The sequence below is a fragment of the Parasediminibacterium sp. HNIBRBA5674 genome, from assembly GCF_056745525.1.
In genome coordinates this window covers 1-1,625 of record NZ_JBQWIE010000085.1, presented here as the reverse complement: position 1 = coordinate 1,625, position 1,625 = coordinate 1, and the positions used below count along the sequence as shown (strand labels likewise).

Here is a 1,625-nt window from a genome sequence, read left to right as displayed (position 1 = left end):
CATACAAAATTTTTACCCTCCCATTTCCAGTCAGACACTATTGTACCATAAACAGAATTGTAATCGCCTTTAGCAAATTGTAATTGGTTAATCAATTTTGGCTCAAGTATCATTTTCTTAAAACCTGGGGCAGTAATATCTGGGTTAATACCTGCTATACCATTAAAAAACCAAGCATCAAAACCGGCTTGCATGGGATGACTATGAGAACTTGTAGCAATTATACTTGGATTCTCGGTTACAAAACGTGTGCTAACGGGCAATACTTCCCAAAGTGTGGTAGCATCGTATTTCTTCCACATTAATTCAAAGCTATTATCGCCTTTTTTATCTAGCATATTAAAAGCTGCTTGCTCGTTTTGGTGCTTGCTTAATTGATCAAATAAACGTTGCAAGCCAAATATGCCTGCATACATAAAGCCGTTAAATTTTTGGTTGCTGGTGGTTGCTATTGCATTAGCTACCAATGCCTCATCACCTTCAGGCACTAAACCAAAATCCAATGCCATTGCATTAGCTGTATGGCTTCCAAATGAATGTGTGGTAGGGTTGTAATATTTAGCAATAAATGCATTACGAACTAATAAAGCAGAATCGCTAAATGCTTGACTATCTAAGGTGTTACCAAGTGCAGCCGCAGCTCGCTTTAATATCATTAAATCATTGTAGTGAAATGCCGTAGAACTCAATGGCACTGGACAATCTATTTTTGCAATGGTACCAGGTGGGCACCAATCGCCTAAACCTATATATACAATATGATTTTTAGCAAGCCCTCCTACAAGATTTACCCATTGTTTCATATCTGGATAAAACTTTTTCAATGCATTAGTATTGCCATAATATTTATACAAAAACCAAGGTAGTTGCACAATGGCTGTGCCCCAATCTGGCGAGGCAGCGCCAATAAAACGTTTACCAGGGGCTACCATGGTAGGTATGCCAGCAGGTTTTAAATACTTCTCTATCATGGGGGTTTTTAATCCTGTATATCTAAGCGTATTAAGCATAGGCTTTGCGGTTGAGTGAATATCATCCATAAACTTTAACCAAAAATTCTCCATATCCATGTTGTATATACTACTCTGTGCCATGGCATGTGCATCGCCTAACCAACCACACTTTTCACGTGCAGGGCAATCTGTAGGAATGCTGTGCAGATTACTAATTAAAGTCCAATAACTCAGTTGGTGTAGCTTGTTAATTTGAGGATTAGCACAATTAAAGTTTCCTGCTGAAAGCATGGAAGAATGCACCACAATACCTGTTAATAAATCCTTTGTGGGTGTGCCTGTCAAGCCACTAACTTCTACATACCTAAAGCCATGATAGGTAAATCGGGGTTCCCAAATTTCGATACCAGAACCTTTACAAATATATTTCTCCGTTTGTATTACGTTGGTAGCATATACACCAGTAGTGCCATAAGCCAATGTATCATTAGCAACTTCTTCAGCCATTTTCATGGTAATGATTGTGCCTTTTGGTGCGTTGATTTTCAACCTATTCCAGCCTGCGAAATTTTGCCCCATATCAAATACATAATTTCCATTTGGCAACTTGTAAAACTTTTTAGTAGCCAATGTTTGCATCTTTTTTATTGCTGGCAAATTCTGTGGTTTTAA

At 38.2% G+C, this 1,625-nt stretch carries 1 protein-coding gene; it reads right to left on the bottom strand.

Annotation, left to right across the window (positions count from 1 at the left end):
* Window positions 1-1,610: family 78 glycoside hydrolase catalytic domain (locus ACT9TX_RS18335; protein WP_481340549.1), on the bottom strand; the 1,610-nt coding region annotated here is incomplete at its 3' end.
* Window positions 1,611-1,625: the final 15 nt, after the last annotated feature.